Here is a 24,491-nt window from a genome sequence, read left to right on the forward strand (position 1 = left end):
TCCGTACGCCGGCCGCCGTGGGGACGGTGGCCGCCCGTCCCCTCACCGGGCGGCGAGGGGACGGGCGCGGGCGCGGATCAGACCGACACGTCCCGGCGGAACCAGCCGCTGAACGCCTCGCCGCGCGCTTCGGCCGCGCGCTGCTCGGCCCTCGCCAGTACCTTGGACGCCTCCGCGCGCCACGCCGCCGCGTCCGCGCGCGGCGGGGGCAGGAACGGCCCGCGCTCGTCCGCGTCGGCGGCGGCGCCGAAGAAGTCACCGCCCTTGCGCTTGAAGTCGTCGGTGCCCCACGCGCGGCTGCGGCCCTGGACGGGCATCTTCTGGAGGTGCGGGATGTGCTTGGCGCAGTGGATGTACGCCTCCTCGACCGTGACCTGGACCCACAGCTGGGCACGGCGCCCCGGCACGGGGTCCACGGTCAGGCCGGGATGGGCCGCGCGCATCTCCTCGTCGGCGACGATCCGCGCCGCGCCGTTCACGTGCAGCCCGATGCGGTCCTGGAGGAAGTCCATCATCAGGATCCCGACGTGCGGGTTCTCCTCGATGTTGCCGAGACTGGCGAGCACGCCGTTGCCGCGGTACTCGGGGTAGGCGAGGGTGAGGTCGTCCAGGACCCGGAGGAAGCCGGGCGGACCGGCCCGGAAGGTGTTGTCGCACGCGCCGTGCCGGTCGGAGGTGGCCAGGAAGAACATCTCCTGGCGCGCCACGAACTCCCGCATCCGGTCGTTGAGCCGGTCGAGGACCTGCTCGGCGTAGAACTTGTCGGCGCGTTCGGTCGTCCCCATGCGCTGCTGGACGTGGTGCTCGCCCTCGCTGCCGGGGCGCGTCGTCCGTACGGCCGGGGCCGCCTGCGGGCCGGCCTGTTCGAATGTGCTCAATTCCTTGCTCCGACCAGTTCCTCGATGGAGTCGTGCCGTATGCGGTGGGACGGGATGCCGATGCCGACGAGGGTGTCGACGCTGCGGCGGATCATGGCCGGGGGGCCGGAGAGATAGGCGTCGTAGGTGTGCCAGGGCCCGTACTGACTGACGGCGTCCGGGAGTTGGCCGCACAGGTCGCCGCCCGGGCCGTCGTCGACGACGGGGCGGACCGACAGCCAGGGGTGCGACTGCTGCATGCGGAGCATCGTTTCGATGTCGTACAGGTCGTGGCCGCGGCGGGCCCCGTAGAAGACCTGGACGGGTCGGCGGCGGCCGTGCTCGACCACGTCCTCGATGAGCGCCTTGATGGGCGCGATGCCGGTGCCGCCGCCCAGGCACAGCAGCCCGTTGTCGGTGCTGTGGTCCACGGTCATGGAGCCGGCGGGGGAACCGAGGCGGATGACGTCGCCCGGACGGGCCCGGTGGACGAGGGCGTTGGAGACCCACCCGGCCGGGACCGCCTTGACGTGGAAGGAGAGCAGACCGTCCGAGCGCGGCGCGGAGGCGAAGGAGTAGTGCCGCCACACGCGCGGCCACCACGGTGTCTCCAGGGCCGCGTACTGTCCGGCACGGAAGGGGTAGGGCTGCCCGGGCCGTACGGTCACCACCGCTATGTCGGAGGTGCGCATCTCGTGGGCGACGACCTCGGCGTCCCACCAGGCGGGGGCGCGCAGTTCGTCCTCGGCGGCCGCGTCGATCATGATCTGCGAGATGGTGGTGTAGGCACCCACCCAGGCCGCCTCGGTCTCGGGGCTCCAGGCCAGCGGGGCGTGGTGTGCGAGGGCGCCGAGCAGGGCCTCGCCGACGGCCGGGTAGTGCTCGGGCCGGGTGCCGTACTTGCGGTGTCCGCGGCCGAGACGGGACAGGTACGTCGTGAGGGTGGGGGCGTCGTCGACGTGTCTCGCCGCGGTGAGCAACGCCTGGAAGAGGCGGTCGCGCTGGGCGTCCATCGCGGCGGGAAAGAGGCTCCGCAGCTCGGGATGGCGCAGGAAGAGGAGCGCGTAGAAATAGGACGTGACCTTGTCCGCGATCGGCTCGATCTCGGCCATCGTGCGGCGTATGAGGACGGCTTCGGGCGAAACGTCACTGCTGGGACCGCCGGAGCCGGTGAGACCGCCGGGACCGCCCGGGCCTCCGCTTGCCGGCCCGTCGGCGCCGGGAACGCCGGGTCCGCCCGGACCGCCGGCCGTGGGGCCTTCTTCCCTCCGATTCCCTTGCCCCGCCGCGGTCGTATTCCTGTTCGGGCTCGGACTGAACCAGCCCCCGCCCCCACTGCTGCCGTCCATCGGTGTGCCTCGCCTCGAACGTCTTTCGGTCGCTCTTCGCGGGCTCGACCCTACCCCGCCCGCCGAAATCCATGACTGCGATCCGTGGGCTTCCGAAAACGCCGCGTTGGCCCGGTTGTCCGTACTTCACGCACCTGGGAACCCACCCCGAAAGGAAAGTTACCGACGGGTTCGACGGATGACACGAGTCGCCTGCTTTGTTTCCCCCCGTCGGCAGCCGACGGAAAGCCCGAACGCCCATCCGAACTTCGCATTTTCTTCACCTCTCCTCTTCACTCCCCCCCGCATCCATTTCCGCGGGTAACAGTCCGAGGGGCGGGCTCACCGCACCTCGGGCAGGGCGAAAGCCCGCATGGCTCCGAAGGGGTGGACTCGCGGCGACGCGTCGCGGACCGGGCCGGTCACGGGGGTTCCGGGTGGTGATCTGGCCGCTCTGGCCCCGACCCCGGAAGAGGCGCCCCTTCATGCGACGTACACCCCACCGCCGACTGTTCGCCGCGGCCCTGCTCGTGGCGTCCGTACTCGCCCCGCCGGCGGTGGCGCCCGCCACCGCCGTCCACGCCGTGAACGCCGACGGGCCCGGACGGGACGACGGCCGGCCGGCCGGACTCGGCCCGGAACTCACCGCCCGGCTGGACAAGGCCATCGAGGACGTCCGGCGGCAGGCCGGCATCCCCGGCGTCGTCGTCGGCCTGTGGATGCCGGGCAAGGGGAGCTATGTCCGCGCGAGCGGCGTCGCCGACACCGTCACCGGCAAGCCGATGACCACCGACATGCGCATCAGGATCGGCAGCGAGACCAAGACCTTCACGGTCACCGCGCTGCTCGAACTCGTCGACGACGGCCTGGTCCGGCTGGACGACCCGATCTCCACCTACATCCGGGGCGTGCCGAACGGGGACGCCATCACGCTGCGTCATCTCGCCGGGATGCGCAGCGGCCTGTTCTCGTACACCGCCGACGCGGATTTCGTCAAGGACCTGGAGGGCGACCCGACCCGCCCCTTCGCCCCCTACGAGGTCCTGTCGTACGCCTTCCGGCACGCCAACACCTTCGCTCCCGGCGCGCGGTTCCAGTACTCCAACACCAATCTGGTCCTGCTGGGCCTGGTGATCGAGAAGGTCACCGGCGCGAAGCTCGCCCACTTCATCCACGACCGGGTGCTCCGCCCGGCCGGTCTGCGCCACACGCTGTTCCCGAAGGGCGCCGAATTCCCCGAGCCGCACCCGCACGGGTACACGGATCAGACCCCGAGCGGCGCGATCGCGGACGCGACGAACTGGGATCCGGGCTGGGCCTGGGCAGCCGGGGCGATGATCTCGGACCTGCGGGACCTCCACCGGTGGGCCAGGATCGTCGCCACGGGCACGCTGCTCAGCCCGGAGACCCAGCGCGAACGGCTCAAGACGCTGCCGACCGGCTTCCCGGGCACCAGTTACGGCCTCGGCATCCTGGAGACCGGCGGGTGGATCGGGCACAACGGGTCGATCCCGGGGTACGAGAGCGTGACGGTCTACCTCCCGTCCCGGAAGGCGACCCTGGTGCTCATGCTGAACACCGACGTCTTCTCCCAGGGCCAGGAACCCTCCACGCTCCTCGCCCGGGCCATCACCGAGATCGCGACCCCGGAGAACGTCTACGACCGCCCGGTCCCGCCGCGCTGACGGGGCTCGTCGTCTCCGAGGGCCGTCCGGCCCTACGGCACCCGTCAGGGCGTCACGTCCAGCGCGGTGCCGTAGAGCCGACGGACCTTGAGGCGGATGACGACCCGACGCTCGGCGACCTGCTGCTCCAGGAAGGACCGCTCGTCGCCCGGCCGGGCGTCCGGGGGGATCATCGACAGCAGTTCCCGGCCGACGGCGTCGCCCGCTGCCGTAGTGGGTCCGGTGGCCTCCGCCTCTCCTTCCGCGACGGCGAAGGACCACACGTCGGGGCCCTGCACGTGCAGGCTCGCCTGCGGGGCCCGGCGCACGTGGCCCACCTTGACCCGGTCCGCCGTGGTGGAGAAGCGCAGGACGCGCTCCTGCGGATCCCAGGCGTAGAGCATGGTGGTCAGGTGCGGGTGGCCGTCCCGCTTGACCGTCGCGAGCGTGCCGAAGCGGCCGGCGCTCAGCAGGGCGGAGAGGGCTTCCTCCGTCAGCGGGCGGGGAGCTGGTCCTTGAGTCATGACCGCTCCAACTCCCCTCGCCGGGCGGGCATTCCGCTGCCCGGCCCGGCCGGTGGACGAGACGGCGGCGGAGGACAGTCCCCGCGTCCGTTCAGTGCTCGGCGGGGAAGGCGTCGGCCCGCACATGGGGCATGGGGCTGCTGCTCACCCGGTACGGCTCGTCGGGCGGCCGCTCCGCCGGGGTCACGCGGACGGTCAGGGGCCCCGCCCACTCGTACCCCTTCCGCTCCCCGTGACGGGCCAGGTCGTCCGTCAGGGCCTCCCCCACGTCACGTCGCCCGCGGCGCATCAGCTCCTCGTGCACCCGGGTGTCCAGTTCGACCTCGTAGGCGTTCGGCACGACCACTCTGGTCTCGCTGCACACCACGGCGTGGTCGTCGCACTCGTGGTGCAGGGCCTCGACCAACTCGACGTGCTCGCGGTGCCGGACCTTGGAGAGCAGGCCGTCCTGCCAGCGTTCCAGGGCGCGTTCCCATCGGGAGAGCCCCTCGCCCGCCGCATGCCTGCCCTCCGGCCTCGGCTTCACCGGCGCCCGCGCAGCCGCCCGAACAGCCTGCGCGCCTGCTCGCGCTTGCGCGGGTCGGCCGCGGCCCGCCGGGCCGACGCGATCGTCCGCTGCCCCTGCGGGCTGCGGGTGAACTGCTTGATTCGAGTGATCAGTCCGGACATGGGTTCCTCCTCTAGCCGTGTACCGTCCGCCTACCCGGGGATGCCGCGACGATGTCCGGGACACCTCACCCGTACGCGAAGCACCGCGAGGAATCAGATGACCGACGCCTCTTCCTCCTCTCCTTCCTCCCCCGCCTCCCCTGCCTTCCGGCTCCTGTCCGGCGCACCCGACTCCCCCGTGATCCTCCACGTGCCGCACGCCTCCCGGGTCGTCCCGGCGGACGTCCGCGCCGGGATCACCCTCGACGACGCCTCCTTGACACGGGAGTTGGACCACATCACCGACGCGCACACCGCGGAGATCGCGGAGGGTGCGGCCGCGGCCGCACCCCTCGCTCCCTGGCGGTTCGTCAACGGGCTCTCCCGTCTCGTCGTCGACCCCGAGCGCTTCCCCGACGAGCGCGAGGAGATGCTGGCGGTCGGCATGGGCGCCGTCTACACCCGGACCACCCACCGCGAGGAGCTGCGCCCGGCGGGCTTCGACGGGCAGCCGCTGATCGAGCGCTACTTCCACCCCTACGCGCGGGCCGTGACCGACGCCGTCGCGGAGCGGCTGGAGGCGGTCGGGCGGGCGGTGATCCTGGATGTGCACTCGTACCCGGCCCGAGCCCTGCCGTACGAACTCCACGGCGACGGGCCCCGTCCGCCGGTCTGCCTGGGCACCGACCCCTTCCACACGCCCGGCCCGCTGCTCGACGCAGCCCGCCGGGCGTTCGCCGGCTTCGGCGGCACGGAGGCGGACAGCCCGTTCGCGGGCACGTACGTGCCACTGCGGTACTACGGGAAGGCGCCGGAGGTCAGTGCGCTGATGGTCGAGATCCGGCGCGACCTCTACATGGACGAGCCGGGGGGCGCCGCCGGCCCCGGACTCGACGCGCTGGCGGGAGCGCTGGCCGGTCTCGTCGCGTGGGCGTCGGGCTGAGCGGTGCGGTGGATCCCTTCCCAGGGGCGGGGCGAGCGGACCCGTGGGACCGGCCGGAGCGTCCTTGTCGCCCCGTCGGCTTAGCAGGGCGGTTCCCGGATGGCGCAGTGTCGCAAACTGCGCACTAGTTGTACTCAAGTGTGCGCCTTCTGGTGCGTCACGAGACAGCCACGGTGGACACCTACCGGATGTTCCACGAACGGAGCCCGCGACATGACCCCCGTACCCTTCAACAGCAATCCGGCGGAAGACGACGCAGAACGGACCGCCGGTCCCGCCCCCGCGCCGGACCCCGTGTTCGCCGTCCCTCCGCACCCGGCTCCCAGCGCGCAGCTCACCCCCGCCATGCCGACCCCGCCGCCGGCCATGCCGACCCGGCCGCCGAGCATCCCGGTCGTGGCCGCCGCTCCGGTCGGCCCGGCGCCTCCCTATGAAGCCCCCTGGCGGACGACGGAGCCGCCGCGGCCGACGACGGCGCCCCACGTGCCGGCCGTCAAGACGCTGGAACCCGCGCCGGCGCCCAAGACCCCGGAACCGGCGGTGGTCCTGAGGCGGGAGCAGACCTCGGAGACCCGGGAGCCCGAGCCCCGGGAGCCGGAGCCCGAGGCGAAGCAGCCCGAGGCCCCGAAGCCTCAGCCCGCGGCGAAGGCGCCCGAACCCGAGCCCGCGGCGGCCAAGGCGGAGCCCGCGGCGGCCGAGCCCGAGCCCGCGGCGGCCGAGCCGGGGCCCGAGGTGAGGGCACCGGAGCCCGCGGCGGCACCGCCGGAGTCCGAGGCCGCGAAGCCCGAGGCGGAGGCGCACGCGCCCTCGGCGGTCCCGGTGATGGACCCGGTGGCCGTCTCGTCGGCGACGAAGCACACCGACGCCGACGACGAGGCGATACACACCCTCCTGTGGACGGCGGCCACCGAGCGTCCGGTGGCGGAGGTCGCCTCGCTGGTCGCCCGGCTGAAGGAGACGGGTGAGCTGTCCAGCCCCGGCGACGTCGCGCTCCGCGCGGCGGCGGTCTCCCGCCCGTTGGAGGAGGTCCGGCAGCTGGTCGCGCTGCTCAACGCGTCGGGGTACGACCTCCATCAGGCGGAGACGACCCTGCGCGCGGCGGCCGTGGGACGGCCGATCGAGGACGTGGTGCAGCTCGTGAGCATCCTGGGCACGGACAGCAGCGACTGGCGCTCTCCCAGCGGCTCGGAGGCCAGGGAGCGCCCGGCCCCGGCGGTGGCGGCCGTGGCGCCGGTCCCGCAGGACGACCACCCGGCGCCCGGCAGGGACCCGGTCCCGGTCATCGCTCCCGCCCAGAAGCAGCCGAAGCAGCCGAAGCAGCCCAGGCAACCGAAGCAGCCGAAGCAGTCGCGGGACGGATCGGCGCTGTGGCCGAAGGCCCTGGACGGCGCGCTGGCCGCGGGTCCCGGCAGCCACACCTCCACGCCGGGTCTGCGTTCGGCCCTCCGCTGGCCCGCGGCGATCGCGCTGTTCGCCTGCGGCCTCATCCATCTGCCCACGGATCTCGCCGCGCTGGGCACGTCCGGCTACGCGGGCACGCTGTCGGTGACGGTCGCCGTCCTGTGCCTGGTGTTCGCCGTCTGGATCGCGGTCCGGGACACGCTGGGAGTCTGGGCCGCCTCCGCGGGACTCGCCGTCGGCGTCATCGCACTCCACGCGCTCGCGAGTGCCCGCACCATCGACCTGCTGACCAGCAGTCTGGGCTCCACCTTCGCCTGGGCGAAGGCGGTGGCGGTGCTCAGCGCCGCGGCCGTGGTCGCGCTGGCCGGCTCGGCCGTGGTGCGCCATACGAAGGCGACGAGCGCGCCGGACAGCGCCTGACGCGCCCACGGGAGCGCGCCCCGCGCTCGCCCGCCCGCACGACCCCGCCCGGACAGCACCCGCTGTTCGGGCGGGGCGCTGTCGCGTCCGGGGTGCTGTCGCGTCCGGGGGTGCCTCTCTCTCCGGCGGCCGGCCGGGAGCACTCACGCCGTCTCGGGGCGCGTCCCCTGCCGGAGGGCGGGCGGCGGGGCGGGGCCGGTCGCCGGACCGACCGCTCCGGCCTGGAGCCGGTGGGCGTGCGAGGGCTGCAGCACGGTGTCCGCGACGTCGAGCAGGGACAGACCGTCGCGCACGCTCACCTCCTGGAGCCAGGCGAGGCCCTCGGCCGCGCCGCAGTCCTCGCGGGCGGCCACGTAGTCGGCGGCCTGGTGGATGCGCTCCCAGCGCGCGGCGCGGGTGTCGGTCGTCCACACCGGCCTGCCCCGGTCGGAGCTGGCGTGCACGGCCCGCCAGCGCAGCAGGGCCTCCAGGGCGACGTCGGCGGCGCGTTGCGCGTGGCCGATGCCGGTCTCGGTAAGCGGCGTGTGCTCCGTGTAGTAGAGGCAGATCACCCCGATCGGCGTGTCACGGACGTGCAGCGGAAGGGCCAGCGCGTGCCGGGCGTCCACGAGCCCGTCGGCCGGGTCGTGGCCGGGGGGACACGCGTGGTCCGGCGCCTCGGGGACGTCGGGGACGAAGACGGGCCGCATCTCGAGGGCGGCGCTGACCGACGGGCCGTCCGCTCGGGTGAACTGCGCCGCCTCGGCCCGCAGGGCCGACTCGTCGGTGGCGTGCAGGAGCTGCCAGTGCTCCACGCGCGGCAGCAGGGACAGGGTCGCCCGCTGGGCTCCCAGCGACCGGGTGAACGCCGCGCAGAGCCGGTTCGGCAGGGCGCGTCTCCCCACGGCAGCGGCGACCGAGACGTCGTGCACGATCGATGGTGGTGCCTCCGGCGTGCTCCTCATCCCCTTCGTCTACCACTTCGGCGGAATCTCATGTGTCCTCCATCGATCGCGTTCGTTCGCGACCGCGCACGCCGGGGGCGTGCGCCGGACATCAGGGGGCCCGAGCCGGGTAGGCGTGACGTATGACTCGTCACGGGAGCAGTCGACAGGGCCGGGAAGCACTGGTGGGCACAAGGGAGTACGCCGCCGTGGTCGTGGCCCGGAACCGGCTGGGCGCCCGGGCCGGGACGGGGGACTCCCCGTCGCCCCAGTTCACCAGCGGCGCGGCGGCGGCGTACCGCTGGGCCCTCGGCGGTGCGGAGCGCTCGCCGGTCACCGGGAGCGGCAGCGCCGAAGGCGGTCCCGGGCTTCCGGCCCTCACCGCGGAGGTGGACGCGGCCGTGGTGCAGATGGAGGACCCCACCAGCGCTGCGGGTCCGCGGGACTACCACCGGGGCGTGCACGACGCCCTGGCGTGGGTGTGCGGGCACCGCAACGAGGCTCCGTGACCGGGCCCCTCCTCCCCCTCCCGTCCGGCCTCGCCTCCCCTGTCCGGCCCCTGCCCGCGCCTGGACGAACCGGCCTCCCGGTGGCCGGAGGCGGAAGCGGTACGACGGGCGGATCCTGAGCGTCCTCCGCTCGACCGGACGACGGAGGCGTTCCACCAAGGCGGGGATCCGCCCTGCGCGCAGGGGTGAACGACCCGCGTGCCTCGTGTCCTCCCGGGGGAGGCGGAGGGTTGATGGGGGCGTGAGTACCACAAACGGAACGAGCCCGATACTGCCCGGAACGACCCAGCCCGAGCCGGATCCCGCGACGGCGACCGGAGCGGCGGCTCCGGCGGGTGCGGACACCGCACCGGGCGACATAATCGTCCACTCCTGCGCGACTCGCGGCCGCACCACCCTGGTCATCCACCTGGCGGGCGAGATCGACCGCTTCAGCGCCGGCCCCCTGCGGGCGATGCTCGCCTCGGCCGCCGCGGACGGCTACCGCTCGCTCGTCCTGGACACCTCCCGCGTCACGTTCTGCGACTCGGGGTTCCTGGACGTGCTGGACCGGTGGATGAGCCGCGGCCTGCGGCTCCGTATGGAGCCTCCGTCCCCCGCCGTCCGGCGCCTTCTGTGCGCGGTGGCCCTGTCGCGCGCGGGTCGTCCGCCCCGGAGCGGTCGAGGCCGCCCCGGCGCGCCGCGGCGGGATGGGCCGGCCTCCGTGGCGACGCCCCCGCGCCGGAGGTGGGCGGTCGCCGCGAGCGCCGCGGGGATGTCATGACCTTCGCGCTGCTGACCTGCGTACCGATGGCGGGGGCGGTGCTCCTGCTGTTCTGGAAGCCTCGCGAGGCCCCTCGTGAAGACGTCGGCCGGCGCTCCGCGGCCGTGGCCCGACCGGCCGCCCGCCGGCGCCGGATCGTGATCCGCCGCCACCGTCCCCCCCTCCTCTGCGGCCGGGCCTGAACCGTGGCACGACGCCCGACGTGAGGCCTGGTGTGGCGCCCCGGCCGGTCTCGGCCGGGGCGCCGCGGGGCGCCCTCGCGGGCCGGGGACGTCGTCTCACCGACCCCAGCCGGGGTGTCTGCCCGACCGCCGTGACAGCGCCTGCGACTCCACCGCGCCCGCCGACGGGGGCCGGTGTCCAGCGGGACCTCGGGGGTGACCGCCTACGCGACCGCCATCGTGCCGCCCGCCGTGCGGGCGCCCGGCGCGCGCGGCCTCAGACCAGGCGTCGCATCCAGCCGTGCGGGTCGGCGGCCCGGCCGAACTGGATGTCCACGAGCCGGTTGCGCAGGCGCATGGTCACGGAGTCCTCGGCGCCCGTGTCCGGCGCGAGCGCCTCACCGCCGTTCCAGACCAGCCGCCCGACGGGCGTCACCACGGCTCCGGTGCCACAGGCGAACACCTCCCGGATGGCCCCGGTCCGCACACCCTCCTGCCATTCGGTGATCTCGATCGGCCGTTCCTCCACCTCGAGCCCGGTCTCCTTGGCGAGGGAGAGGATGGAGGCGCGCGTGACACCCTCCAGGATGGTGCCGAGCTCCGGGGTGACCAGGCGGCCGTCGTTCGTGACGAAGTACAGGTTCATGCCGCCGAGCTCCTCGACGTAGCGGCCCTCGGTCGCGTCGAGGAAGCAGACCTGGTCGCAGCCGTGCTCGGCGGCCTCTCGCATCGGCGCCAGGCTGGCCGCGTAGTTGCCGCCGCATTTGGCGGCGCCGGTCCCGCCGCGCCCGGCGCGGGTGTAGTCCGTCGACAGCCAGATGGACACCGGCTTCACTCCGCCGGAGAAGTACGAGCCGACCGGCGAGGCGATGACCATGTAGGTCACCTCGGCGGCGGGTCGCACCCCGAGGAACGGCTCCGAGGCGAACATGAACGGCCGCAGATACAGGCTCTGTTCGCCTTCGCCCGGCACCCACGCCTGGTCGGCGCGGACGAGTTCGCGCACCGAGTCGAGGAACGCGGAGAGGGGCAGCTCGGGGAGGGCCAGGCGCCGCGCGGAGCGGATGAACCGCTCGCCGTTGGCCTCCGGGCGGAACGTCCAGACGGAGCCGTCCGGGTGCCGGTAGGCCTTCATCCCCTCGAAGATCTCCTGCGCGTAGTGCAGGACCGCCGCGGCGGGGTGCATCGGGATGGGAGCGAACGGCACCACCGCGGCGTCGCTCCAGCCGCCTTCCGCCGTCCACACCGCTCGGGCCATGTGGTCCGTGAAGTACTGGCCGAACTTGGGGTCCGCGAGGATCTCGGCGCGCCGATCGGGGCTCAGCGGAGCGGGGTTGGGCTGAAGCGTGAACCGCAGACTCATCGCGGGGACCCTCTCGGTCGGCGCTCTGGAAGCGTACGTGCTCCGTCATGGAGTGACGGTTCGGGACCCTATCCGCCCCTTGGTTTTCGGAGCAAGAAGTTGGATCTTGACTCGGCGGACGGAGGGCGGCCGGGCCGCATTCCGGTCCCCTCCGACAGTTCGTCCCTCGGGTCGACGGGCCGGGCGGAGACCCTGGCCGGGGACGCGAGGGTGCGGTGCCGGCTGCTCATGCTCACCCCCAGCAGGACCCGGGCGCGCCTTCGCGGCGGCTCTCGCGGGCCCTGAGCCGCCCGCCGGACCCCGAGGTTGCATGATCATGCATTACGTTGCATAATCTTGCCATGTCCAAGGTTCTCACCTCCCTCCCGACCGGCGAGCGCGTCGGCATCGCCTTCTCCGGCGGACTCGACACGTCCGTCGCCGTTGCCTGGATGCGCGACAAGGGCGCCGTCCCGTGCACGTACACCGCCGACATCGGTCAGTACGACGAGCCCGACATCGCGTCCGTGCCGGGCCGTGCCTCCGCCTACGGCGCCGAGATCACCCGGCTCGTCGACTGCCGAGCCGCGCTGGTCGAGGAAGGCCTGGCGGCGCTCGCGTGCGGCGCGTTCCACATCAAGTCGGGCGGGCGCCCGTACTTCAACACCACGCCGCTGGGGCGTGCCGTGACCGGCACGCTGCTGGTGCGGGCCATGCTCGAGGACGGGGTGCAGATCTGGGGCGACGGCTCCACGTTCAAGGGCAACGACATCGAGCGGTTCTACCGCTACGGCCTGCTCGCCAACCCGCACCTGCGCATCTACAAGCCCTGGCTCGACGCGGACTTCGTCACGGAACTCGGCGGCCGCAAGGAGATGTCGGAGTGGCTGCTCGCGCACGAGCTGCCGTACCGGGACTCCACGGAGAAGGCGTACTCCACGGACGCCAACATCTGGGGCGCCACCCACGAGGCCAAGACCCTGGAGCACCTCGACACCGGAGTCGAGACGGTCGACCCGATCATGGGCGTGCGGTTCTGGGACCCGTCGGTGGAGATCGCCACGGAGGACGTGACGGTCGGCTTCGACCAGGGCCGCCCGGTCTCGATCAACGGCAAGGAGTTCGCCTCCCCCGTCGACCTGGTCATGGAGGCCAACGCGATCGGCGGCCGGCACGGCCTGGGCATGTCCGACCAGATCGAGAACCGGATCATCGAGGCCAAGAGCCGCGGCATCTACGAGGCGCCGGGCATGGCCCTGCTGCACATCGTCTACGAGCGCCTGGTGAACGCGATCCACAACGAGGACACCCTGGCCGCGTACCACAACGAGGGCAGGCGCCTCGGCCGCCTGATGTACGAGGGCCGCTGGCTGGACCCGCAGGCGCTGATGATCCGCGAGTCGCTGCAGCGCTGGGTCGGCGCGGCGGTCACCGGCGAGGTGACGCTGCGGCTGCGGCGCGGCGAGGACTACTCGATCCTCGACACCACGGGCCCGGCGTTCAGCTACCACCCGGACAAGCTCTCCATGGAGCGGACCGAGGACTCGGCGTTCGGGCCGGTGGACCGGATCGGCCAGCTCACCATGCGGAACCTGGACATCGCCGACTCCCGCGCGCGGCTGGAGCAGTACGCGGGCCTGGGCATGGTCGGCACCGCCCACCCGCAGCTGATCGGCGCGGCCCAGGCGGCCTCGACCGGTCTGATCGGCGCCATGGAGGGCGGCGGCGCCGAGGCCATCGCCTCGCGCGGTGAGGTCTCGGACGAGGAGACGATGCTGGACCGCGCCGCGATGGAGTCCGGCACGGACTGACGAGGGACTGACGCCCGTCACCGGTCGTCGTCCCGTCGCGTACGGCGGGCCCCCGCGGATCGTGTTCCGCGGGGGTCCGCCGTACGCGTTCCGCGGGGCCCGCCGCCGTACGCGCGGGAAACGGCCCGCCCGAGGGTGGCGGCTTCACCGCACAGCACGGGGAAAACGGGGCAAGCTGGAGACCATGAACCTGTCCAACCCGGCGCACGGCCTGGACTCCACCAGCGTCATGAACGCCAAGAAGACCCTCCACGAGCTCCTCGGCCGCGCCGGTGTCCTGCGCACCGAGGCCGATGTCCTGATCTCGCTCGTCGAGGCCGGCGCCGTCGCGAGCGCGCGCGCCGAGGTCGGCGCCATCGAGGGCGAGGCGTCACGGGAGCGGGGAGAGCTCTACGGCACCGGCTGGTACGACGGCGCGCGGGCCGTCGGCGACGAACTCTTCCGTATCGCCGAGCGCACCCTGCGCGGCGCGACCGCGCCCACGGGAGCCGCCCAGGGGCCGCGGCCCGAGGACCCCGCGGCGCACCCCCCGGTCGGCCGGATGGACGTGGAGCGCGCGCACGTCGCGGTGACGGCGCTCTATCTCACCTTCACCCAGAAGTCCGAGCTCGAGCCGGAGATGGCGGACGAGGTCCTGATGGCGGTCCTCGGCACGATGAGCGCGCGGGAGCGCGTGGGCTATCCGGGCGTGCTGGAGAAGTTCGCCGAGTCCCACGCGGGACAACTGGCGCGCCTGTACGCGGACTACGGCCCCGGCAGCGGCATCGCCGTCCACGGCCGTCACTCGCTCGCCCACTCCCCCACCAGCATCGCCGTGCTCGAGCGCCTCTCCACCGCGGGCGAGGCGCTGGAGACCGAGTGGGAGGCCGCCGAACTGCCTCCCGGCTGGCTGGACGGTCTGGCGAGCGCCTGGCGGGAACGCGCCGCCGCCCTGCCCGGCACCTCCTGAGAGGTGTCGCGCCGCCGCGGGGCTGCCCGCGGGGTCCGGTCCCGCGCGCCCTTCGCGCGGGACCGCCGAGCGTCGGGGAGGGGTCAGCTGCCGTCGATCAGCGCCTGGGCCAGGTCCGGCGAGAAGACGCCGGCCGGCGGAGAACCGGCCGGGCACTGCGCCGAGTCACCGTCCGAGTCCCCCGGGTTCTTGATCCACAGCAGGTGGTCGGCGCCGCCCGTGCCTGCCTGGGACGGGACGCCCAGCCGGCGCCCGGCCGGATTGCAGAAGCCGACGTGTCCGCTGGCCGGGTCGCCCGGGGTGACGTAGCCGCCGTTGCCGTTGCGTGAGGTGTCCACCACCCAGCCGCTGGTCACGCCGAAGTCGGCCTGGAGCCGTGCGGCGAGGCGCCGGCCGTAGTCGTTCGACTCGGTGGTGCCGTCGAAGTTGGAGACGTTGACGGAGAAGCCGCGGGCCATGGAGACCCCGGCGCGGTTGAGCAGCTCGGCCATCTTCCCCAGGCCGATCCCCTGCGCGCCGGTGCCGTCCGCGCCGAGAGTCCAGGTGAGGTTGCCGGCGTCCAGGTACGTCCGCACGAACTCGCCCTGCTCCCGCAGACGCTGGTTCGCGAACCACAGCGCGTCCAGGCGTGGTTCGAGACCGCCGTTCATGCACGCCTCGTCGGACGCCTGGGGCACCGCGTCCGGCTCCAGGACGACGATCGCCGGACGGCCGGCGAGGCCGAGGGCGAAGTCGGAGATCCACGTCTTGTACGCGGCCGGGCTGCCCGCGCCCCCGGAGGACGGGCCGCCGCAGTCACGGCCGGGGATGTTGTACGCGACCAGGACGGGCACCTTGCCCTTAGCGGCGGCCGCGCCGACGTAGGCGCTCACCTCGTCCCGTACACCGGTCGCGGGGTTCCCGTCCGCGTCCCAGCCGCCGAACCACTTGACGGTGGAGCGGTCCCCGACGGCGGACCGGATCCCGGCGGCACGCGGATCGCCGGGGTGGGCGTCCGCCCAGGCGGTGGCGTTGTTGCGGGGGTCGACGTAGAAGCCCTCGCGGGCGGTGGAGGTGGTCAGGGACACGTTGTCGAGGGTGATGTCGGTCCGCGCGCTCTGGTTGCCGAGCTGGAAGGTGATCTGCCCGGCGGCCGTGTCCAGACCCGAGGTGAACGTCCAGCTGAAGCGCCTGGTCGTGGCGTCGACGCCGAGGGTGCGCGTCAGGGTCGCCGTGTAGGGGGCGTCGGCCAGCTGGACGGTCGTCGCGATCTGGGTCGCCCGCGACGCCTTGGCGTCGAAGGAGAGGGTGTACGTCGCCCCTTTGCGGAGGGTGATTCCTCCCTGCGCGGCCATGGTGGCCCAGGGGTCGCCGAGCCCGGCCTCGACGGTGGCGCGCAGCGCGCCGCCGGTGGTGGTCGCGGAGGCGTTCGCGGTGGCCCACCACGGGGCCAGGCCGGCGGAGAAGCCTCCGTTCACCACCAGTTCGCCGTAGAGAGCCGGGCCGGGAGGGGCGGCGGGAGCCGCGGGGGCGAGAGCGGTGCCCAGCAGGGCGGCGGCGAGTGCCGGCGCGGCGGCGAGGCGCAGCCAACGGTGCGTCACAGTCACGGGGGACGGGTCCTGTTCGGTCGGTGCCGGCCGGCTCCGCCGACCGGAAACGGCGGGAACCGGAGGGCCCCCTCGGCCTCATGATCGCAGAACACGTCGCGGGCGCACCAGACTTCCGGGTCCGCCCGGCCGCCGGCCGGTCCCCGCGGGGCGCGGCGGGCGTCCGCCTCCTCGTGGCCGAGTCCGCCGAGGACGCGTGCCGCCTGGGCGCACTGGAGCGGCTGTCGAGGCCGTGGATCCGGAGCCGGACCGCGTCGCGGAAATCCCTGGTGTCGAGCTGCGACAAGAACCGCGAGCCGAGGCCGCGCGCCGCCTGGCCTGGAGAGCCGCGATCCCTCCGCCTTGCGCCGCGCGCCTTCCCCGACGTCCACCACTCCCGCCCCGAGCCTCCGTGGCGCGTCGCGCAGCCGGGAGCGTGCTGAGCCGGTGGTCTCCACCTCACGAGCCCCTCCTGGTGCCCGGCGGGCACCCCTGTCCACGGGGAACCGTCCGCCGGGCAAAAGTGTTTGACAGGCGTGGACGGCGATGCGGCAAGGTACGTCGCATGCATCAGGAGATCACCGCGGCCGGGGGTCAGCGCCTGGCAGCCGTCCGGGGGACGTCCGCCGGCTCCGCCGACGGGCGCGAGGCGGCGTCCCCGGCGGGGGTCGACGGGGCGCCGGACGACGCCGGCCGCACGATGCCCGCCGCGCGCCCCGCCGGCCTCGCGGCCGGGGGCGCCGGAAGCGGCTCAGGCGTCGGGGGCGGCGCAGGCGTCGAACGGCCGAGCGGAGCGGAGACTCGTCCGATGGCCGGCATGGAGGCGTTCCGGGAAGCGGTCACCGCCTGGGCGGCCGGTGGTCCCGGCGACCCCGCGCGCGATCTGGCCGCGCGGCTCTCCGTCCGTACGGTCGTCCTGCTCGAAGGCCCCAGCGACGCCGCGGCGGTCGACGCGCTGGCCGTGAGCCGCGGCCGGGACCTCGCCGCCGAAGGCATCAGCGTCCTGCCGATGGGCGGCGCGATGAGCGTCGGGCGCTTCGCTCCCCTGCTCGGGCCGTCCGGTCTGGGCCTGCGTCTCATCGGACTCTGCGACGAGGCGGAGCGGCCGTACTACGCCCGCGGGTGGGAGCGGGCCGGCGAGGCGCAGGGGGAGTTCTTCGTCTGCGCGGCGGATCTGGAGGACGAACTCATCCGGGCGCTGGGCGTGTCACGGGTGGAGGAGCTCGTCCGGGCGGAGGGCGACCGGCGTGCCCTGCGGACCTTCCTGCGCCAGCCCGCGCAGAGCGGCCGCACCGATCAGCAGCGGCTGCGGCGCTTCTTCGGGACGAAGAAGGGGCGCAAGATCCGGTACGGCCACGTCCTGGTCGAGGCCCTCGACCAGGATCGCGTCCCCGCCCCGCTCGACGACCTGTTCGCCGCTCTCTGACCCCTCCGCGCCCCTGCTCCGGACGGCCGCGGCAGGAGACCCACCGTCAGCAGAGCCGCCGTCACCCCTCCCGTGACCTGACCGCCACGCCCCCACCTCGGCATCCGACGCCCTTCGCGTCGCCGCGGACTGATCCCGCGGACCGACCCGGAGCCTGGTCCACCAGCCGCTTCAGGGCGATGGTGAGCGGGAGGAGGTGACGGCGTCGGCCGGGATGCCGGACGGGCCCACCGTGTGAGCGCCACCGTGCCGCCGCGCCGCCGTAGGGATTTCTCGGCATCGACGGAACGATGGCCCCGGGCGGTGCCGTTGAACGGGCGGAGAGAAGACCCAAGCTGAGAGGGGCGCGCCATGGACAGCGTGACGAGGAAGAGACTGACAGCCGTGATCACGGCCGCCGGTGCCGTGGTCGTGGCCCTGGGGCTCGTGTGGTTCCAGCCCTGGCGGCTCTGGGTCGACGAGACCGTACGGGAGGAACTGCCCTCCGCCGCGGTGCCCGTGCCGGGATCGCCCACAGCGTCGTCCCACACCGGCGGGCCGACGGCTCCCGCGCCGAGTGCCGGCCCGCGGATCCTCGCCCGGGGATCGCTGATCAGCCACGAGCACGCCACCACGGGCACCGCGAAGATCATCCGATTGGCGGACGGACGTCACACCCTCCGCCTCGAAGGCCTGGACACGAGCAGCGGTCCCGACCTCCGCGTCTGGCTGACGGACGCGCCGGTCAGGCCGGGGACGGCCGGCTGGCGCGTGTTCGACGACGGGAAGCACGTCAGTCTGGGGGCGTTGAAGGGCAACAAGGGAGACCAGAACTACGCGCTGCCCGCCGATGTCGACTGGAGCGCCTACACCAGCGTCAGCATCTGGTGCGATCGCTTCGACGTCTCCTTCGGAGCGGCGGAGCTGGTCCGCGTCTGAACCGGCACGCGTGCGGCGTGGCGGCCGTCGGGGTCGGTGGCGCGGCACTCGCGGACGCCCACCCGCCCCTCACCGGGAGGTCCTTCACCGAGGCGGCCGGAAGCGTGGCCGACGCCCCGCGGCACGGCCGTTCCGGTCAATGGGGCTGCTGCGGCGCCGGGGCGCGGCGGCCGCACGCCGTGGGCGGGGCCGTTTCCCCCCGGGCCGGGCGGGTGTCTATCTGCCCCTGCCGCGCACCAGGAGCGCTCCGCACAGTCCCCCGAGGATGAACATGATGAGGAGGGCCAGGTACAGCGGCATGGTGACGACGGGGATCACCAGGCGGATCGGGACGTCACGGGTGTTCTCGGCGATGAGGACGATGGCGAGGGCGGCGAGGACCAGCATGGTGATCCGGGAGGGCGTCAGGAAGGAGCCGCGTCCCGTGCGGGCGCCCGTCCGTCCATCCGTCCCGCCGGGTGGCTTCCGCGTGTCTTTTCGGCTCATGGGGCAATGATCGGCTCGATCGATCCGCGCCGCTGCGGTGGCCACGGCCACCCGGGTGAACCGCTCACCGGGCCCCGGTGTCTCTCACCTCGTCCGGAGCGGGACGGACCCGCCGTCCGGGCCGGTGCGTGCGGGCGGACGTCCCGGGCGGCCACCTCGACCGCCGCTCCAGGGTGTCGCTGTACGGCTGACGGTGCCCACCGCCCTACCGTGGCCCCTTGGTCCGACAACCGATCCGATCATCGACGAGGGTGAGCGAATGTCTGAGCGGAACACCGGAGAAGTCGCCACGCTGACCGTCCTGGAGCAGGACCGGGCGCTGCTCCTGCGGGCCGCCGGCGGTGTGGAACCGCCGGCGAGCCTCCCGGTGGTGGACGACCGGGGCCGGGTGATCGGCGTCTACACCCTCTCCCCCGGCGACAGCACCGACGACTTCCCTCCGCTGGGCAGCCTGAAGATGGGGCACGACCGGAACGACGAATCGGCCCTGTAGCCGGGTCCCTCCTGCGGGCGGAGGGGCCGGCGCGCCGGGGGCCCGGGCGGTGACGCCCGGCGGGGCCCGGGCCGGCCGTCGGTGACGCCTGGCCCGTCCGCCCGCGGCCACCTCCGCCCCGACGGCGGTGACTCCTCCCGCTGGCAGGGCACGAGCGCGACGTGCGCCACGTGCCGGTCAGCAGCGCGGGACGAGAGCCCTACGGGCCTCTCGCACCGCCTCCTCCGGGTCCAGGCGGGCGCCCTTCTCGTACGCCGCCGCGAAGGCGTCCGCCCCCAGCACGGCCCCTGCCGAGGCGGTGACACGGTCGACGTCGGCGCGCTCGGCGGGCGGCAGTGGGGCACCGGCCCGGCGGCGGGCGGCCGCCGCGGCGCCCAGGAGGACGGCCGCGCGGATGGCGGCGGGGCCGTTGCCCGCCAGGGCGGCCGCCCCGGCGAGGCCCTCCAGGGAGAGGGCAAGGGCGCGGGGCTCGGCGAGGACGCGGGCGATCTCCAGGCCGGCGAGGTGGTGGGAGGCCGCCCCGCGCGCGTCGCCGCGCAGCTCGGCGACGAAGCCGAGTTCGGCCAGGAGCAGGTGGTCGCCCGCCCGGGAGGAGACGTCGGCGTAGCCGTCACGGATGCGCAGCAGGTACGCCTCGGCCCTGTCGAGGTCACCCGAGCGGCGCGCGCCGAGGGCGAGACCCATCTCGGAGTGGATCTCACCGTACTTGTAGCCCTGTTCGACGGCGATCCGGCGCGCCCGCTCGTGCAGGTCGCGGGCGCGGTCCCAGTCGCGGGCGAGCAGGGCGAGCCGGCCGAGACCGGAGAGCCGGGCGGAGACCTCCGCCTCCAGGCCCAACTCCCGAGCCATGCGCAGCCCTTCGTGCTGCCGACGCTCCGCGTCCGGGTACTCGCCCCTGATCTCGGCGAGCGCGGCGAGGGGGGAGACGGTCTGCAACTCGCCCCAGCGATCCCCCAGTTCGCGGAAGAGCAGAGCACTGCGCAGCCCGTCGCGGCCGAGCCCGGCGAGGTCGCCGCGGACCAGCGCGAGCGCGGCGCGCAGGCCGAGCGCGGCGGCGGTGCCCCACCGGTCGCCCGCGTGGGTGAACAGGGTGAGGGCGCGGCTGTTCAGCGCGCCGCCGCCGACCGTGTCCCCCGCGCTGAACAGTCCGTAGGCGCAGAGCCAGAGCGCACGGGCCCGGCGTACGGGGTCCGGGATGGCGTCGGCGAGGCCGTGGCCGTGGTCGTGGCCGTGGTCGTCCACCGTCAAACCTGCTGCCGTGTGATCCCCGGTGAGCAGGGCGAAGGCGGCGTGCAGGAGGGCGAGTTCGGCGCGTGCGGGAGGGCGGCGGTCCGCGGATCTGGAGAAGGCGGGCTCGGTGCTGTCCGAAGCGGCATCGGCACGGTCCGGGGCGGGACCGGCGCTGCCCGGGGCGGGACCGGCGCTGTCCGGGGCGCCGCCCGTCGCGGCGAGAATCACGCCCAGGCCGCGGCGGGCCTCCGTGAGGCGGCCGCGCAGCAGCCACCACCAGGCCAGGGCGGTGGCCAGCCGGACCGCCTCCTCCGGCTCGCCCGCGGCCGCCCGGCGCACCGCCTCGTCGAGCGCCGAGCGCAGGTTGCCGGCCTCGGCGTCCAGTCGGGCCAGCCAGGTGCGCTGCTCGGCGCCGCGCAGCCGCGGCTCGGCGTGCTCGGCCAGGGCCCGGTAGTGGCGAAGATGCCGGCCCTGTACGGCGGAGAGGTCCTCCCGCTCGTGGAGCCTCTCGGTCGCGTACGCGGCGACGGACTCCAGGAGCCGGTAGCGGGGGCCGGTGGGCCCGTCCACCACGACCACGAGGGACCGGGCGACCAGCCGGGTGACGAGGTCGAGCACCTCGTCCCGGGCGACGCCGTCTCCCGCGCAGACCGCTTCGGCCGCGGCCAGGTCGCAGCCGTCGCCAGGGACGGCGAGGCGGCGCAGGACGATGCGTTCCGGCGGGCTCAGCAGCTCCCAGCTCCAGTCGATCACCGCCCGCAGCGTCTGCTGGCGGGCCGGGGCGCCGCGCTGCCCGAAGGTCAGCAGCCGGAAGCGGTCGTCGAGCCGTGCCGCCAACTCCCGTACACCGAGGGCGCGTACGCGGGTGGCGGCAAGCTCCAGCGCGAGCGGGATGCCGTCGAGCCGACGGCATATCTCGGCGACGGCCCGGCGCTCGGGCGCGTCCGGCGTGTCCGGGTCGCGCGGGAAGCCGGGAGTGGCGGCGGCCGCGCGCTCCATGAACATCCGCACCGCGTCGGCGGGCGGCAGCGGCTCGACCAGGAACACCGCCTCGCCCGCCAGGCCCAGCGGCTCCTGCCCGGTGGCGAGGACTCGCAGGCCGGGGGCGGTGCGCAGGAGCGACTGGGTGAGTTCCGCGGCGGCCTCGACGACGTGCTCGCAGTTGTCCAGGACGAGGAGCGTACGGCGGTCGCGCAGGGCGACGGCGAGGCGGTGCGGCGGGGAGGGGGCCCCGGCGCCGGTGCCGCCCGGCGCCGCGTGCGGGGCGTCGTCGCGGATGCCGAGGGTGGCGGCGACGATCTGGGCCAGGTCGGCGGGAGTGCCGGCGCGGATGCCGGAGAACTCCACGAACCAGGGCCCGTCCGCCGGTTCGCCGGCCCGGTCACCGTCCCGCTCGGCGGTGGCCGCCGCCACGGCCAGCCGGGTCTTGCCGACGCCGCCGGGTCCGGTGAGCGTCACCAGCCGTGTGCCGGCGAGCAGCCGGGATATCTCCGCGAGCGCCTGGCCCCGGCCGACGAGGGGTGTGAGGGGGACGGGAAGGGTGCCGAGGGAGGGTCCGGAGTGGGGGGCGGCCGTGCTCGACCGGGCATCCGCCGTGTGCGGGATGGCCACGGTGGACGGGACACCGGCGGGGCGCGGGGGGACGCCGCCCGACGGCGTACCCGTGGCCTGCGGGGCGCCCGCGAAGGACGGCGTACCCGCGCCGTGCGGGGCGGCCGCGCCGGACGGCGTACCCGCGCCGTGCGGGGCGGCCGCGCTCGATCGGGCGCGTTCGTCCGGGGTGGCCGCGCTACGCCGGGCACCCGCGTGCGGGGTGGGCGCGGCGCCATGTGCCGGGGCGAGGTCCGCCCACCCCGCGGAGCCGCCCGACGAAGCCCCGTACGCGTACGCCTTCGCGCTCAGCCACGGCTCCTGCCGCAGCACCGCCCCGTGCAGCGCTGCCAGCTCGGGGCTCGGGTCGACCCCCAGCTCCCCCGCAAGCCGGGTGCGCAGGTCCTCGTACGAGGTGAGCGCCTCGCTCTGGCGCCCTGCCGCGTACAAGGCCCTCATCTGCACGGCGCGCAGGCGCTCCCGCAGCGGGTGGAGCACCACGAGGCCGGCGAGCTCCCCGGCGAGGAGCGCGTGCTCCCCCGCCTCCAGGCGTGCCTCCGCCTGTTCCTCCAGCACGGAGAGGCGCTGCTCGGCGAGGCGCCGGGCGGCCTCCCGTACGAACAGGCCGTCCGCGAAGTCGGCGTACGCCGGTCCCCGCCACAGCTCCAGGGCCTCGGTGAGCAGCGCGGCCCGCGCGCGGGGGTCCCGGACGGGGCGGGCCTCGGTCACCAGGGCGCGGAAGCGTACGGCGTCCACGTCGTCGCCCGTGTCGAGCCGCAGACGGTAGCCGGGGGGCCGGCGGACCACCCGGTCGCGGCCGATGACCCGGCGCAGCTGGGAGACCTTGGCCTGGAGGGCGCCCGAGGGCCTGCCCGGAGGCGCGTCGCCCCACAGGTCGTGGATGAGGCGGTCGGTGGACACCGGTTCCCCGTCGTGTGCCAGCAGGTCCGCCAGCAGGGCCCGCACCTTGACTTCGGGGACTCTGACCTCCCGCCCCTCGCCGTCCCACACCACGAGTGGCCCGAGTACCCCAAACCGCATAGCGGCCACCGTACATGTCCGGTGGAGCGGTGCCCGGCGGTCGGCCGCCCCGAAGGTTTTCCGCAGGTTTCCCGAAGGGCCGGGGCGCAGAGTCGTCTCCGCCGGTGGCCACGCCGAACCGCCTCCGCCGCCGCCACCACCATCCGTCCCCGCGCCCCCTCTCCTTTTCGGAACCACGGACATCTGGAGCACACCCCCATGAGCACCGCACCCGACGCGGCGCCCGCCGCCGCTGTGGCACGGGAGCCGAAGCACGGGGGCGTCGAACAGCAGAGGCTTCCGCTCTTCGCACTGCTGGCCCTCGCCACCGCCGTCTTCGTCACCAGCCTCACCGAGACCCTGCCCGCCGGCCTGCTGCCCGCGATGAGCCGGGACCTTCGGGTGAGCGAGTCCGCGACCGGCCAGACGGTCACCGTGTACGCGATCGGCACCGCCCTGACCGCGATCCCGCTCACCGCGGCCACCGCGGGCTGGCGGCGCAAGAGGCTGCTGCTCACGGCCATGGGCGGGTTCGCCCTCGGCAACACCGTGACGGCCGTGTCGTCGGTCTTCGAAGTGACGATGGCGGCCCGGTTCGTCGCCGGCGTCGCGGCCGGTCTCGCCTGGGCCCTGCTCGCCGGGTACGCCCGCCGCCTGGCCCCCGTCCACCTCCAGGGCAAGGCGATGGCCGTCGCCATGGCCGGCATCCCCGTCGCACTCTCCCTCGGCGTCCCCGCCGGTACGTTCCTCGGCGACTGGCTGGGCTGGCGAGTGGCCTTCCTCGCGATGACGGCCCTCACCGTCGTGCTGCTGGCGTGGATCTTCGCGGCCGTACCGGACCATCCCGGCCAGGGGCGCGGCGCGCGGCCGAGGCTGCTGCCGACCCTGCGCATCCCCGGAGTCACCCCGGTCCTCTTCGTCACGCTGGTCTTCGTCCTCGCCCACACCATCCTGTACGCGTACATCGCCACCTATCTCGACGACCTGGGCCTGGGCGGCTCGACCGGTCTGATCCTGCTGGTCTTCGGCGCCGCCTCGCTGGCGAGCATCTGGATCGTCGGCGCGCGGATCAACCGCCGGCTGCGCGGCCTCACCGTCGGCGGCGCCCTGCTCGTCGCCGTCGCCGCGCTGCTCCTGGCCGTCCTCTCCGACATCACCGCACTCGTCTACGCCGCCACGGTGCTGTGGGGTCTCGGCTGGGGTGGCGTGCCCACCTTGCTGCAGACCGCCGTCGGTGACGCGGGCGGCGAATCGGCCGACGCGGCCCAGGCCATGCTCGTCACACTGTGGAACGTGGCGATGGCGGGCGGCGGCATCGTCGGCGGCATCCTGCTCGACGTGATCGGCAGCGAGTCCTTCCCCTGGGCGGTTCTGCTGCTCCTGCTGCCGGTGATCGCGGTCGTGCTCCACGCCCGGCAGGCGGGCTTCCCCGCCCGGCGCCCGGTGGTGCCGGCGGAGGAGTCCCCCGCCCCGGCGGCATGACACGGAAACCCCCGGCACCGCCTGCGCGGCGTGAACAC

Annotated in this window: 22 protein-coding genes; 12 read left to right on the top strand and 10 right to left on the bottom strand. The window is 74.3% G+C overall.

Going from position 1 to position 24,491, the window contains the following annotated elements; translation table 11 throughout:
• Positions 1-77 precede the first annotated feature (77 nt).
• The gene (locus AB0K65_RS07685; protein WP_365715053.1) at positions 78-785 is read right to left on the bottom strand and encodes a pyridoxamine 5'-phosphate oxidase family protein; all 708 of its coding nucleotides are present in this window, start codon (positions 783-785) and stop codon (positions 78-80) included.
• An 89-nt stretch (positions 786-874) separates the two neighbouring features.
• Positions 875-2,206 carry a globin domain-containing protein gene (locus tag AB0K65_RS07690; protein ID WP_365714840.1) on the bottom strand — a complete coding sequence of 444 codons (1,332 nt, stop codon included), beginning with the start codon at positions 2,204-2,206 and terminating at the stop codon, positions 875-877.
• Positions 2,207-2,670: 464 nt separating this feature from the next.
• Here AB0K65_RS07690 and AB0K65_RS07695 point away from each other — a divergent pair, with 464 nt between their 5' ends.
• Positions 2,671-3,870, top strand: a complete 1,200-nt coding sequence (locus tag AB0K65_RS07695; protein WP_365714841.1) for a serine hydrolase domain-containing protein — start codon at positions 2,671-2,673, stop codon at positions 3,868-3,870.
• 44 nt (positions 3,871-3,914) lie between these two features.
• On the opposite strand, the gene AB0K65_RS07700 is transcribed toward AB0K65_RS07695, so the two are convergent.
• The 3 genes from AB0K65_RS07700 to AB0K65_RS07710 all read right to left on the bottom strand — a co-directional run bounded on the left by AB0K65_RS07700 (position 3,915) and on the right by AB0K65_RS07710 (position 5,042).
• Positions 3,915-4,373, bottom strand: coding sequence for a PPOX class F420-dependent oxidoreductase (locus tag AB0K65_RS07700; protein WP_365714842.1), 459 nt, complete (start codon positions 4,371-4,373; stop codon positions 3,915-3,917).
• A 91-nt stretch (positions 4,374-4,464) separates the two neighbouring features.
• On the bottom strand, positions 4,465-4,899 hold the full coding sequence (locus AB0K65_RS07705; RefSeq protein ID WP_365714843.1) for an FhaA domain-containing protein: 435 nt from the start codon (positions 4,897-4,899) through the stop codon (positions 4,465-4,467).
• Entirely contained in the window at positions 4,896-5,042 is a 147-nt protein-coding gene (locus AB0K65_RS07710; RefSeq protein WP_365714844.1) for a hypothetical protein, read from the bottom strand. The genes AB0K65_RS07705 and AB0K65_RS07710 overlap by 4 nt, the downstream gene beginning before the upstream one ends.
• Positions 5,043-5,139: 97 nt before the next feature.
• On the opposite strand from AB0K65_RS07710, the gene AB0K65_RS07715 reads away from it, so the two are divergent.
• The gene (locus AB0K65_RS07715) at positions 5,140-5,964 is read left to right on the top strand and encodes an N-formylglutamate amidohydrolase (protein WP_365714845.1); all 825 of its coding nucleotides are present in this window, start codon (positions 5,140-5,142) and stop codon (positions 5,962-5,964) included.
• Positions 5,965-6,177: 213 nt separating this feature from the next.
• On the top strand, positions 6,178-7,785 hold the full coding sequence (locus AB0K65_RS07720) for a hypothetical protein (protein ID WP_365714846.1): 1,608 nt from the start codon (positions 6,178-6,180) through the stop codon (positions 7,783-7,785).
• Between the two features lie 143 nt (positions 7,786-7,928).
• On the opposite strand, the gene AB0K65_RS07725 is transcribed toward AB0K65_RS07720, so the two are convergent.
• Positions 7,929-8,729 carry a GAF domain-containing protein gene (locus tag AB0K65_RS07725; protein ID WP_365714847.1) on the bottom strand — a complete coding sequence of 267 codons (801 nt, stop codon included), beginning with the start codon at positions 8,727-8,729 and terminating at the stop codon, positions 7,929-7,931.
• Positions 8,730-8,893: 164 nt separating this feature from the next.
• On the opposite strand from AB0K65_RS07725, the gene AB0K65_RS07730 reads away from it, so the two are divergent.
• The 3 genes from AB0K65_RS07730 to AB0K65_RS07740 all read left to right on the top strand — a co-directional run bounded on the left by AB0K65_RS07730 (position 8,894) and on the right by AB0K65_RS07740 (position 10,162).
• Positions 8,894-9,217 (top strand): hypothetical protein, encoded by a 324-nt coding sequence (locus tag AB0K65_RS07730; RefSeq protein WP_365714848.1) that lies wholly within the window; start codon positions 8,894-8,896, stop codon positions 9,215-9,217.
• Positions 9,218-9,458: 241 nt separating this feature from the next.
• Positions 9,459-9,980 (top strand): STAS domain-containing protein, encoded by a 522-nt coding sequence (locus tag AB0K65_RS07735; RefSeq protein WP_365714849.1) that lies wholly within the window; start codon positions 9,459-9,461, stop codon positions 9,978-9,980.
• Entirely contained in the window at positions 9,977-10,162 is a 186-nt protein-coding gene (locus tag AB0K65_RS07740; RefSeq protein ID WP_365714850.1) for a hypothetical protein, read from the top strand. Before AB0K65_RS07735 ends, AB0K65_RS07740 begins: the two co-directional genes overlap by 4 nt.
• Positions 10,163-10,418: 256 nt before the next feature.
• Here AB0K65_RS07740 and AB0K65_RS07745 read toward each other — a convergent pair whose 3' ends face one another.
• Positions 10,419-11,504 carry a branched-chain amino acid aminotransferase gene (locus AB0K65_RS07745; RefSeq protein ID WP_365714851.1) on the bottom strand — a complete coding sequence of 362 codons (1,086 nt, stop codon included), beginning with the start codon at positions 11,502-11,504 and terminating at the stop codon, positions 10,419-10,421.
• A gap of 341 nt (positions 11,505-11,845) precedes the next feature.
• Here AB0K65_RS07745 and argG point away from each other — a divergent pair, with 341 nt between their 5' ends.
• Positions 11,846-13,294 (top strand): argininosuccinate synthase, encoded by a 1,449-nt coding sequence (argG, locus tag AB0K65_RS07750; RefSeq protein WP_365714852.1) that lies wholly within the window; start codon positions 11,846-11,848, stop codon positions 13,292-13,294.
• A 184-nt stretch (positions 13,295-13,478) separates the two neighbouring features.
• Entirely contained in the window at positions 13,479-14,243 is a 765-nt protein-coding gene (locus AB0K65_RS07755) for a hypothetical protein (RefSeq protein WP_365714853.1), read from the top strand.
• An 83-nt stretch (positions 14,244-14,326) separates the two neighbouring features.
• Here the strand turns inward: AB0K65_RS07755 and AB0K65_RS07760 are convergent, their stop codons facing one another.
• Positions 14,327-15,829: a glycoside hydrolase family 6 protein gene (locus AB0K65_RS07760; RefSeq protein ID WP_365714854.1), complete on the bottom strand. Its 1,503-nt coding sequence runs from the start codon at positions 15,827-15,829 to the stop codon at positions 14,327-14,329.
• A gap of 787 nt (positions 15,830-16,616) precedes the next feature.
• On the opposite strand from AB0K65_RS07760, the gene AB0K65_RS07765 reads away from it, so the two are divergent.
• The gene (locus AB0K65_RS07765) at positions 16,617-17,234 is read left to right on the top strand and encodes a TOPRIM nucleotidyl transferase/hydrolase domain-containing protein (protein WP_365715054.1); all 618 of its coding nucleotides are present in this window, start codon (positions 16,617-16,619) and stop codon (positions 17,232-17,234) included.
• A gap of 351 nt (positions 17,235-17,585) precedes the next feature.
• Positions 17,586-18,152, top strand: a complete 567-nt coding sequence (locus AB0K65_RS07770) for a DM13 domain-containing protein (RefSeq protein ID WP_365714855.1) — start codon at positions 17,586-17,588, stop codon at positions 18,150-18,152.
• Positions 18,153-18,368: 216 nt separating this feature from the next.
• Here AB0K65_RS07770 and AB0K65_RS07775 read toward each other — a convergent pair whose 3' ends face one another.
• Complete coding sequence (locus AB0K65_RS07775; protein WP_365714856.1) at positions 18,369-18,638, bottom strand: LapA family protein; 270 nt, start codon at positions 18,636-18,638, stop codon at positions 18,369-18,371.
• Positions 18,639-18,897: 259 nt separating this feature from the next.
• Between AB0K65_RS07775 and AB0K65_RS07780 the strand changes: the two genes are divergently transcribed.
• Positions 18,898-19,131, top strand: coding sequence for a hypothetical protein (locus AB0K65_RS07780; RefSeq protein ID WP_365714857.1), 234 nt, complete (start codon positions 18,898-18,900; stop codon positions 19,129-19,131).
• 177 nt (positions 19,132-19,308) lie between these two features.
• Here AB0K65_RS07780 and AB0K65_RS07785 read toward each other — a convergent pair whose 3' ends face one another.
• Positions 19,309-22,992 carry a BTAD domain-containing putative transcriptional regulator gene (locus AB0K65_RS07785; protein WP_365714858.1) on the bottom strand — a complete coding sequence of 1,228 codons (3,684 nt, stop codon included), beginning with the start codon at positions 22,990-22,992 and terminating at the stop codon, positions 19,309-19,311.
• A gap of 198 nt (positions 22,993-23,190) precedes the next feature.
• Between AB0K65_RS07785 and AB0K65_RS07790 the strand changes: the two genes are divergently transcribed.
• Positions 23,191-24,453 (top strand): MFS transporter, encoded by a 1,263-nt coding sequence (locus tag AB0K65_RS07790; protein ID WP_365714859.1) that lies wholly within the window; start codon positions 23,191-23,193, stop codon positions 24,451-24,453.
• The last annotated feature ends 38 nt before the right edge of the window (positions 24,454-24,491 follow it).

The organism is Streptomyces sp. NPDC053755, from assembly GCF_040677675.1.
Taxonomy (GTDB): Bacteria; Actinomycetota; Actinomycetes; order Streptomycetales; family Streptomycetaceae; genus Streptomyces.

Coding starts and splice junctions, on each gene's coding strand:
- AB0K65_RS07685 (WP_365715053.1), bottom strand. CDS start 785: ATGGGGACGACCGAACGCGCCGACAAGTTCTACGCCGAGCAGGTCCTC.
- AB0K65_RS07690 (WP_365714840.1), bottom strand. CDS start 2,206: ATGGACGGCAGCAGTGGGGGCGGGGGCTGGTTCAGTCCGAGCCCGAAC.
- AB0K65_RS07695 (WP_365714841.1), top strand. CDS start 2,671: ATGCGACGTACACCCCACCGCCGACTGTTCGCCGCGGCCCTGCTCGTG.
- AB0K65_RS07700 (WP_365714842.1), bottom strand. CDS start 4,373: ATGACTCAAGGACCAGCTCCCCGCCCGCTGACGGAGGAAGCCCTCTCC.
- AB0K65_RS07710 (WP_365714844.1), bottom strand. CDS start 5,042: ATGTCCGGACTGATCACTCGAATCAAGCAGTTCACCCGCAGCCCGCAG.
- AB0K65_RS07715 (WP_365714845.1), top strand. CDS start 5,140: ATGACCGACGCCTCTTCCTCCTCTCCTTCCTCCCCCGCCTCCCCTGCC.
- AB0K65_RS07720 (WP_365714846.1), top strand. CDS start 6,178: ATGACCCCCGTACCCTTCAACAGCAATCCGGCGGAAGACGACGCAGAA.
- AB0K65_RS07725 (WP_365714847.1), bottom strand. CDS start 8,729: ATGAGGAGCACGCCGGAGGCACCACCATCGATCGTGCACGACGTCTCG.
- AB0K65_RS07740 (WP_365714850.1), top strand. CDS start 9,977: ATGACCTTCGCGCTGCTGACCTGCGTACCGATGGCGGGGGCGGTGCTC.
- AB0K65_RS07745 (WP_365714851.1), bottom strand. CDS start 11,504: ATGAGTCTGCGGTTCACGCTTCAGCCCAACCCCGCTCCGCTGAGCCCC.
- argG (WP_365714852.1), top strand. CDS start 11,846: ATGTCCAAGGTTCTCACCTCCCTCCCGACCGGCGAGCGCGTCGGCATC.
- AB0K65_RS07755 (WP_365714853.1), top strand. CDS start 13,479: ATGAACCTGTCCAACCCGGCGCACGGCCTGGACTCCACCAGCGTCATG.
- AB0K65_RS07765 (WP_365715054.1), top strand. CDS start 16,617: ATGGCCGGCATGGAGGCGTTCCGGGAAGCGGTCACCGCCTGGGCGGCC.
- AB0K65_RS07770 (WP_365714855.1), top strand. CDS start 17,586: ATGGACAGCGTGACGAGGAAGAGACTGACAGCCGTGATCACGGCCGCC.
- AB0K65_RS07775 (WP_365714856.1), bottom strand. CDS start 18,638: ATGAGCCGAAAAGACACGCGGAAGCCACCCGGCGGGACGGATGGACGG.
- AB0K65_RS07780 (WP_365714857.1), top strand. CDS start 18,898: ATGTCTGAGCGGAACACCGGAGAAGTCGCCACGCTGACCGTCCTGGAG.
- AB0K65_RS07785 (WP_365714858.1), bottom strand. CDS start 22,992: ATGCGGTTTGGGGTACTCGGGCCACTCGTGGTGTGGGACGGCGAGGGG.
- AB0K65_RS07790 (WP_365714859.1), top strand. CDS start 23,191: ATGAGCACCGCACCCGACGCGGCGCCCGCCGCCGCTGTGGCACGGGAG.